The sequence below is a fragment of the Stenotrophomonas sp. STEN038 genome, assembly GCF_056759895.1.
This window is the reverse complement of sequence record NZ_JBRRDW010000002.1, coordinates 70,334-79,579: the sequence shown is the minus strand read 5'-3', so window position 1 is coordinate 79,579 and position 9,246 is coordinate 70,334. Positions and strand designations below refer to the sequence as shown.

8 protein-coding genes and 1 tRNA gene are annotated in these 9,246 nt (G+C 62.6%); 1 reads left to right on the top strand and 8 read right to left on the bottom strand.

Annotation, left to right across the window (positions count from 1 at the left end):
• Nucleotides 1–18: 18 nt before the first annotated feature.
• From ACVOLS_RS01340 to ACVOLS_RS01330, 3 genes are all read right to left on the bottom strand, one after another.
• Nucleotides 19–774: a SapC family protein gene (locus tag ACVOLS_RS01340; protein ID WP_481544137.1), complete on the bottom strand. Its 756-nt coding sequence runs from the start codon at nt 772–774 to the stop codon at nt 19–21.
• A gap of 489 nt (nt 775–1,263) precedes the next feature.
• Nucleotides 1,264–4,017, bottom strand: coding sequence for a protein kinase domain-containing protein (locus tag ACVOLS_RS01335; protein ID WP_481544136.1), 2,754 nt, complete (start codon nt 4,015–4,017; stop codon nt 1,264–1,266).
• Between the two features lie 23 nt (nt 4,018–4,040).
• Entirely contained in the window at nt 4,041–4,592 is a 552-nt protein-coding gene (locus ACVOLS_RS01330; protein ID WP_481544135.1) for an ECF-type sigma factor, read from the bottom strand.
• 626 nt (nt 4,593–5,218) lie between these two features.
• On the opposite strand from ACVOLS_RS01330, the gene ACVOLS_RS01325 reads away from it, so the two are divergent.
• Nucleotides 5,219–6,031 carry a DUF5694 domain-containing protein gene (locus tag ACVOLS_RS01325; RefSeq protein ID WP_481544134.1) on the top strand — a complete coding sequence of 271 codons (813 nt, stop codon included), beginning with the start codon at nt 5,219–5,221 and terminating at the stop codon, nt 6,029–6,031.
• 234 nt (nt 6,032–6,265) lie between these two features.
• Here ACVOLS_RS01325 and ACVOLS_RS01320 read toward each other — a convergent pair.
• The 5 genes from ACVOLS_RS01320 to pal all read right to left on the bottom strand — a co-directional run bounded on the left by ACVOLS_RS01320 (nt 6,266) and on the right by pal (nt 9,206).
• Nucleotides 6,266–6,341, bottom strand: a tRNA-Lys gene (locus ACVOLS_RS01320).
• A 60-nt stretch (nt 6,342–6,401) separates the two neighbouring features.
• Nucleotides 6,402–7,073, bottom strand: coding sequence for a 7-cyano-7-deazaguanine synthase QueC (queC, locus tag ACVOLS_RS01315; protein WP_481544133.1), 672 nt, complete (start codon nt 7,071–7,073; stop codon nt 6,402–6,404).
• A gap of 78 nt (nt 7,074–7,151) precedes the next feature.
• A complete protein-coding gene (gene queE / locus ACVOLS_RS01310; protein WP_481535900.1) occupies nt 7,152–7,847 on the bottom strand; it encodes a 7-carboxy-7-deazaguanine synthase QueE in 696 nt (231 codons plus the stop codon).
• A gap of 27 nt (nt 7,848–7,874) precedes the next feature.
• Nucleotides 7,875–8,684 (bottom strand): tol-pal system protein YbgF, encoded by an 810-nt coding sequence (gene ybgF / locus ACVOLS_RS01305; protein ID WP_481535901.1) that lies wholly within the window; start codon nt 8,682–8,684, stop codon nt 7,875–7,877.
• A gap of 3 nt (nt 8,685–8,687) precedes the next feature.
• Nucleotides 8,688–9,206, bottom strand: a complete 519-nt coding sequence (gene pal, locus ACVOLS_RS01300; protein ID WP_481544132.1) for a peptidoglycan-associated lipoprotein Pal — start codon at nt 9,204–9,206, stop codon at nt 8,688–8,690.
• Nucleotides 9,207–9,246: the final 40 nt, after the last annotated feature.

Here is a 9,246-nt window from a genome sequence, read left to right as displayed (position 1 = left end):
TTCGGGGTAACGCCAGTGTCAGTGCGTGGCTGCAGGCGGCGCCTGCTTGTCCAGCGCCCGGCTGAGCAGCTCGACATTGCCCAGCGACAGCAGGTGGGCATAGATCCAGCCCAGGTCACCGGACTTGGCCAGGTCCTGCAGCGCCTTGCCCTTGAGCTCGCGCAGCTTCTGCTCGTCGACCACGAAGAAGCCATCCAGCGAGAAGGTTTCACCGGCCGCCGTCTGCACGTTTACCTGCTTGGACACCAGCAAATCGTGCGCGACCAAAGCAGCTGTCAGGCTGCGGGTGCGGGCCAGGTGCCCCTGGTACTCCTGCAGGAACTCCAGCGCGTTGGACAACAAGGCACTGTCATTGCCCTCCTCGTCGAACAACGCCGCCCCCTCCTCGCCACCTTCGCGCAGGCCCTCGAATGCGGCATCAAGGCATACGGCAAATTCACTTCCCTGTGCTTCGTTCTCGGCCAGCACGAACGGATAGCGACGCAGGAACGCCGGCACATAAGCCCCTTCGGCCCAACGTCCTTCTATGTCCACCATCAGGTTGTGGCCGCTGCGCAGGCCCAGCAGTGCGGCAGGCACCACGCTGTCAGCGCTGTTGCCGGCAAATACGATCGGGTAGTCGCGTACGGCGCGGGCGAACTCCACGCAGGCCAGCGGCACGGAATTGAGGCCGGAGGCAAATCGGAAATCCCCGTCGTTGGCAACCACACGGTGGTTGCGGTGTGCAACGCGGTTCAACTGAACCGGACGGTCATAGATCAGCAGCTGCTTCATGGCGTTCCCCTGTAATGGAAAAAGTAACCCTCATAAGAAGAAACCGGGAAAAGCGCCCGCAACCAATCACGGATCCAAAAAAAGTGAGGAATCCGTCACTAGTGCCAATTTATCTTTGTATAGATTCCGTAAATCATGGCCCCGCCCGCCGGAATCCGTTCCGTGCCCCAGCCCGTCCATGACGGCCACAGGGGGTATACACCCCCGTACCCATCTCACCCCGGGCCAGCAGAAAGTGGTTTTCGGCGCGCACAACCACGGTGACGTCGACGCCCTTGCGTCAATCGAATCTGACCTACCCGGTTTCGGCTGCGCTGCCCGGGCAATACCGGCGCATCGGCGTGCAGCTCACCCCTTGCCGCTGGGGCGGGCTTCCGGTCTGCACATGGCGCGCAGACAACCCTATCCACGAGGAGTCGATCACCTCACCCCAAGCATGACGATTGCGCACGCGAAGGTGGTAGGCCCACCCAACGACGTGGCCAACGGTTAACGCTGGCTTAGATTCTGTTCGGCCAGCAGGAGCAGCCCATCCAGTTTGCGCCGATCCGGTGAGCCGGCAACCTGCAGGCGCCCTATAAGCAGCAACACGCCCTGCAGCTCTTCCTTGGCCAGGCGCGCATGCCCCAACTGCAGCAGGGATTCGGCCAGAGCCAGACTCGTCTCGACAACAGCAGCGCTGTCTTTGCCCTGCTTGCTGCCTGCAAACTCCACCGCAGCCCTGCGCAGAGCCAGCGCTTGCTCGCCCTCACCCTGCCGCACCGCCAGATCGGCGCGGATACCCAGCCACCGTAGCTGCAGTTCTTCCGCTACCGGTGAGCTCATTCGCTCCAGCAATTGCCGCGCCTGGGCCAACTGCCCACTGCGCACATGCCAGTCGATCCGGTTCAGATGGGCCTGCACGCGGCCGGGCGCATCGGCCGGCAAACTCTGGCTCAACCCCTTGTCGGCATGCATCAGCATCACGCCCGCCTCGCCCATCCGACCGTCGCGCATCAACAGACGCCCCAATTCGCTTTCTGCGCGAAGGCTGGTAGGCGAGTCTTCACCCAGTTTCTGTTTGCGGATCATCCAGGCCTGTCGATACAGCGCTTCGCCCGCCGTCAGTTCGCCGCGCAGCACCTTCAACGAACCGTAATTGAACAGACCCATCGAATACTCGACCGAGTCCTGCCCATCCAGACGTGCGCTCAAGGCATTCCGTTTCTGGTAATGCTGCTCAGCGGCCGCGTAATCGCCGGAATCCCGATACAGGTCAGCCAAGCCGTCGTACTGCATGCGGACAAAGCTGCTCTCTGCGCCGTACAACTCCAGCGCGTACTGCATCCCAGATTGCAGCAGCGGCAGCGCCTGTTCGTACTTGCCCTGTTCGCGCAGTATCTGCGCCAGCCGTGTTTCGGCAGCCAACGCCAGGCTGGTCCTGCGGCCATGCAGATTGTCCAGCATCCGCCGGAACTCGTGTTCTGCCGATGACTGCCGTCCCCAGCGCAGGTACATCAGGCCTTTGTTGTACAGCAACTCGCTGGTCTCGGCACCGACGTCCATGTCCTCCACATCCTGATACAGCGACGTTGCACTGTTGAAGGCCGCTTCGGCCAGATCAAAATGCTGCTGATTCAACAGCGCGAGTCCCTTTGCGCTGTACAGACGTGCCTGCACCACCGCAGGAGCCTTGCTTCCAATCAGATCCAGGCCCTGCACCGCCATCTGCAGACCGCGCTCACCATCGCCATCCAGCGTCTTCTGCACGGAAAGATCCGCCAGCACATTAGCCGCATCCAATGGACGCGCCACACGCGGATCCATGAAACCGGCGTAGGCTTGCTGCAACAGCGTGTCGGCCTGATGCGAAGCACCTGCGTTCTGATAGGCAACGCCCAGCACTGCGCGCATCCGTGCCAACTGTGCCGGGGCATCAGCCAGATCACGCGCGACCTGCAGCGTGGCCTTGTCCAGCAATTGCCGCGAACTCAACTCCTCGGCACCGCGCTCGGTGCGTAGAAACGGATCAGCGGTTTCAAACATGCCAACCATGAAGTTGCTGATCTGTTGCGCCACGGCCGCTTCTTCCTGCGCCTGCCGCCGGGTCTCCCACAGACCGTACACGAACACCGCAAGCAGCACACTCACACCGACACCGATCGCCGTACCCTGCCAGTTCCGGCGCAGCGCTTTGCCAAGGTGGTACAAGCGGCCACCGTTGCGCGCAAGTACCGGCTGCATCTCCAGATAGCGGCGCAGGTCAGCCATCAAGGCTTCAACCGAGCGATAGCGCAGTGCGATGTCACTGGCACAGGCACGCGCGACGATGGCATCCAGATCGCCACGCAGGCGTCGACGCCAGGGCAGATCAGCCGGTGTATTCGCACTGGGAGCGATCAATGCCTCGCCGGTATTCTGCGCCTCCCGCATCGATGGTTGCGTGGACAGCAACTCCAGCAACATCACACCAAGACTGTAGACATCGCTGGCTGCACCGACGGTATGTCCATCGATCAACTCCGGGCTGGCATAGCCCGGGGTGCAGTACCCGGAGTCGCGTTTGTCGCGCGCCTCGTTGAGCAGACGCGCCAGACCAAAATCCAACAGCACCGGCTGGCCATTGGCCTGCACCAGCACGTTGGGAGGTTTGAGATCGCAATGCAGCACCAGCTGTTCGTGTGCGGACTGCACGATGCTGCAGATCTCCAGAAACAGCGTAAGCCGTTGCTGCAGGCCCAAGGACTGCTCGGAACACCAACAATCCAGCGGCACGCCGTCGATGTACTCCATCACCAGATAGGGATGCCCATCCGGTGTCGTACCGCCATCGTAAAGACGCGCCACGTTGGACAACTGCAGGCCTGCCAGCACCTGCCGTTCGGCGCCAAGCAGCTCCACCTCGGTGGCGCCCGGCATGCCATGCAACAGCTTGATGGCAACCGTACGCTGGTAGAGACCATCGGCACGTTCGGCCTTGAACACGGTACCCATGCCGCCATGTGCGATGCGCTCGGTCAACCGCCATGGACCAAGCCTCTCCCCCACCCCCAATTCTGGCGCCAACGCGCGCGCCAATGCAGTGTCCAGACGATTGCTGACCCGGCTAAGACCTACAGTCTGCGAGCGCAGCAGCTGCAGCACTTCCTCGCGCACCGCAGGGTCGTCGCTACCATCGCCGAGTGCTTGCTGCCATTGCTCGCGCGGCAGCTCGCAGATGGCATCAAACAGTTCGCGAACCTGCCGCCAACGCTCGTTCGCCATTACCGCGCCCCCGTCATCGCTGCTCAGCGCAGCTGCCGGTTCAACCAGGCCCGCGCAAAGCGCAGGTCGCGGTCAACCGTGGGCGCGGACACATCCAGCACCAGTGCTATCTCATCGCGGCTCATGCCGCCGAAGTAGGTCAACTCGATGGTGCTCGCCGCGCGCGGCTCAAGTTCGGCCAGTTGATTCAACGCCTGATGCAAAGCCAGCACGTCGTAGCCGATGGCCGCATCATCCGGCACCTGGTCAGCGTGGGACAGCGTCAACTGCTCGGCATTGCCACCACGCTTGTCTGCTGCCCGCGCACGCAGATGATCGACCAGTACCGAGCGCATCTTCAGCGCGGCGATGGCGACGAAGTGGGCGCGGTCCTTGTAGTCTGCGTCGGTGCCGAGCAGGCGCATCAGCGATTCGTTGACCAGCGCAGCTGGCTGCAAGGTGCCGCCAGTCTGCTGCGACAAGCGGTTGCGGGCAATCAGCATCAAATCGGAGTACAAGGCTTCGAACAGATGCTCGCGCGCATCCATGTCGCCTTGTTGCCATCGGTGCAGTAATAGCGTGATCTGCTTGCTCAACCCTGTCCCCAGTGCATGGACGCCCACCAGGGCAACCAACGATCCATCCTGCATATTAGGACCAGACCCCGCGACTTCCAACCACAGCGGCTTGCACTGCTCGTTCGTGTTGCATGCCGGGCGCCTCGCACCTCCCCCATATCAGCCCGCAAACGGCGAACACGGTCACAAGCCACACAGGCTGCCGGGACGTTCGCCCGCCTTTCTTCGCTGATCCATTTCGGCAGCGACGAAGCCTCACACCCGATTCCGCAAACCTGACTGAGCGTTGACAAAGCCTCAGCGGAGACGGAATCTGCGTCACTTCGCGCCTATCAAGCGCTCAATCGGCAGGTTCTATGCAGCAGGGTGTGATGCAGGGCGTGTGGGGACGAGGCGTATTGATCTGCGCACTGTTGGCGGCAGGGACTCAGGCAGAAGCCGGGCAGGCACAGCCCTTTGCTCCGGGCGCACACAAGGGGCCCCGACATGGAACTCAGAACGAAGTCGCGGTCCTCGGTACTGCGCATCTGGCAGGTTTGCCGAAAACCTTTGATCCATCGACGCTCACCCCGCTGATCGAACGCCTGGCGGCGTGGCAACCGCAGGCAATCGCCGTCGAGACAGTCTCGGGACAGCAGTGCGACATGTTGCGCCGCTACCCTGCCCGCTACGCATTGACGGTGAACGATTACTGCCCCGACCTGTCAGCGGCGGCAAAGGCGACCGGACTGGACGTGGCAGCAGCGACTGCGGCCGCCGAAGCAATGCTGGTGAACTGGCCAGCGCAACCAACTGCCGCCCAGCGTCGCGAACTGGCGGCCACGTTCCTGGCCGCCGGAGAGCACGATTCCGCGCTTGTCCAATGGCTGCACCTGCCTGCGCCAGAGCGGCGTGCAGAGGGCAGCTTGAACCAAGAGCTGGTGGAGGCGCTGGAAGCACTGCGCGACAGTCGCAATGAGAACACGCTGATTGCTGCACAGCTGGCGGTGCGACTGGGCCATCAACGGCTCTGGCCGATGGACGATCACAGTGCCGACCGCTATGGCCCGGACCCCAAGGCCTACGTGAAGGCCATCCGCAAGGCGTGGGACAACCCTGCCAGCAAGCAACGTGCAGCGCAGCACAGCGACCTGGAAACCCAACTCGACACGCCGCAGAACGCACTGGCGATGTATCGGCGTGACAACGGCCCGGACGTCGCCCCCGCTGCCTTCGAAAGCGACTACGGTGCGGCGCTGGAAGAACCCTCCCCGCAGGGTTACGGGCGCATGTATGTCACGTCCTGGGAAACCCGCAACCTGCGCATGGCCGCCAACATCCGCGACCTGATGGGGCCAAGCCCGGGAATGCGCACCCTGGTGCTGGTTGGCGCCTCGCACAAGGCGTATCTGGATGCGTACCTCGAGCAGATGCACGATGTACGCATCATCGATGTCCAGCAGACCCTGCTGAAGTAGCGCACAAAGGACGCGGTTCTAGCCGCGGCCGTGCTGACGCCACCGTAGCCCGGCAAACGCAGCGCCCCCCGGGCTTCTCATCGACAGCCTCCAAGATCACAGGCTTCCCATCTCCCAGGTGCGCTGCGCTTGCCCGGGCTACGCTCGAACTGCCAGTCCTGGCCGATTGCAGAGCGGTCGACATTCCTGGAGCAACAAAAAAGGCTTCGGATCGCTCCGAAGCCTTGGCAATGCTGGTGGGCCGTGAAGGATTCGAACCTTCGACCAAAAGATTAAAAGTCTTCTGCTCTACCGACTGAGCTAACGGCCCAAACAAAGACCCGGCCGCAGCCGGGGCGCGTATTCTAACGCAATAAACGCAAAAACAACATCATGCGTAATGGGTTGGATCCGTCATGCCGGCGGCAGTGAAGCCATCGGCGCGCAACTGGCAGGCATCGCAGTGGCCGCAGGCCTTGCCGTCCATGTCGGCCTGGTAGCAGGACACAGTCAGACCGAAGTCCACGCCCAGGCGCTGCCCTTCCAATGCGATCTGCGCCTTGCTCAGGTACTGCAATGGCGCGTGCACGCGGATGCCTGCACCTTCCACACCCGCCTTGGTGGCCAGATTGGCCAATGCCTGGAAGGCGGCGATGAATTCCGGGCGGCAATCCGGGTAACCGGAGTAGTCCACCGCATTGACGCCGCAGAAGATATCGTTGGCACCCAGCACTTCGGCCCAGCCCAGCGCCAGTGAAAGCATGATGGTGTTGCGGGCCGGCACATAGGTGACCGGAATGCCACCACCTTCGCCTGCCTCGGGCACGTTGATGTCATCGGTCAGGGCCGAGCCGCCGATGCTGCGCAGATCGACCGCGACCACTTTGTGCCCGGCCACGCCCAAGGCGGCGGCCACGCGTGCGGCGGCTTCCAGTTCAGAGGTGTGGCGTTGGCCGTAGCGCACGCTCATGGCGTGTACTTCGAAGCCCTGTTCCTGGGCGATGGCGACGACGGCGGCTGAGTCCATGCCGCCGGAAAGAAGCACGACTGCTTTCTTCTTCATGGTGTTGATCCGGTTGGGGGAGGAAAGCCAGCACGCTGTCCCGCGCCGGGGTAAACAATTGACGGGGGCAACGCCGGCTCAATAGCCCGGGGCGTCGTCCCACAACAACTTGTGCAACTGCATCTGGAAGCGCACCGGCAGACGATCAGCGACGATCCAGTCGGCCAGTTCGCGCGGACTGACCTGCGACTTGCTCGGTGAGAACAACACCATGCAGCGCTCCGGCAGGCGGTGCTCGCTGAGCATGGATTTGGCCCACTCGTAGTCGCCACGGCTGCAGATCACGAACTTGAGCTGGTCACGGGCGGTAAGCAGCGGAATGTTCTCCAGCCGGTTGCGCGCCATTTCCGCCGAATCCGGCGTCTTCAGGTCGACAACGCGTGATACGCGAGGATCAACCTCGGCGATGTCCAGTGCGCCGGAGGTCTCCAGCGACACGTCCAAACCGGCTTCGCAGAGCTTGTGCAGCAGGATCAGGCAGCGTTTCTGCGCCAGCGGCTCACCACCGGTTACACAGACATGGCGTACGCCCTGTTTGAGCACTTCGGCGACGATATCGTCGATGTCCCACCAGTCGCCACCGTGGAACGCATAGGCGGTATCGCAGTACTGGCAACGCAGCGGGCAGCCGGTCAGGCGCACGAATACGGTCGGCCAGCCGACGCTATCGGCCTCGCCTTGCAGGGACAGGAAAATTTCGGTGATCTTCAGCCGCGGCAACGGCGACTGCACGATCTCGCTGGGAACAGCGGCGCTCGGAGAGTTCATAGTCATCAGCCGCACCATCGGTGCGGCACCACATCAACGCAGTTGCTGGCCGAGCCGGATCGACTGCAGTCGGTCCTGGGCGGTACGGGCCGCATCACTGCCGGGAAAACGGGAAATTACCTGCTCCAGGGTTTGCTGCGCCTGGGCGTTGTTGCCTTCACCAAACTGCGACAGGCCAAGCTTCAGCAAACCGCCGGCAGCCTTGTCGTGGGTGGGATAGCGGGCAACCAGATCGCTGAACTGTGCCTCAGCCATCTTGAAATTACGCGTTGCGTAAAAGCTCTCACCCAGCCAATACAAGGCATTGGGGGTGTAGGCAGCATTCGGGTACAACTCAAGGAAGCTCTGGAACAACTGCGCCGAGTCGGCATAGTTGCCAGCCTTCAACGCATCGAACGCGACATTGTAGGCAGCGCGCTCATCACCGGCCGAGGCCAGCGTACCGGCGTCGCCACGTACCGTCGGCGGACGTTCGGCAGCAGCCGCTGTCGGCTTTGTGGCCGCAGCGGCGGGCGTCACCGCGCCAGTCGCAGGAGCTACCGGAGCGCCAGCACCGCCTTCAAGGCGATTGAGGCGACCGTCCAGGTCCAGATACTGATCGCGATTGCGCTGCTTCAGCTGTTCGTTCTCGTGCTGAAGCTGCTCGATCGTGCCCTGCAGCGCCTGCATTTCAGTGCGCAGCTGCTGCAGCTGATTGAGCATGTCGGTATTGGCCTGGCTGTTGTTGACCTGCGTTTCCAACACGCCAACACGGTCCGCCAGACTTGCGCGCTGTGCATACGCGGGCGCGGCAGCCACCAGGGCTGCCGCGACCACGAGCATCAGTTTGAGACTGATGCGCATCGATTACTGCGCGGTGTAGACGATTTCGACGCGACGGTTCTGCGACCAGCAGGACTCGTTCGAATCGGTGCAGACCGGACGCTCTTCGCCGTAGGACACGACGGTCAGCTGCGAAGCCGAACCACCGTTGGCCTGCAGAGCCGAGTTCACGCCGTTACCACGACGCTCGCCCAGGGCCTGGTTGTAAGCGCGGCTGCCGCGTTCGTCGGTGTTGCCCTGCAGGGTGATGCGCGAGGACGGACGGTCACGCAGGTACTTGGCGTGGCAAGCCATGATGGCCTGGAATTCCGGCTTGACCGAATCCTGGTCCAGATCGAAGTAGACAACGCGCTGACGCAGGCAGGCGTCGGTATCCAGATCGCCCGGGCCGTACAGGCCAGAGGTCGACGGACCGGTCGGCTGGGTGGTCGAACCGGTATCAACCGGCGGCTGTGCCGGCTGTTCCTTGACCTTCTTCGTGCAACCGGCCAGTGCAACTACCGACAGCAGCGAGACGAGCAAAACACGAGTTGACTTGTTCATGGCTATACCTAGTGGCTCCTGGCCAAAGTTGGGATTAATG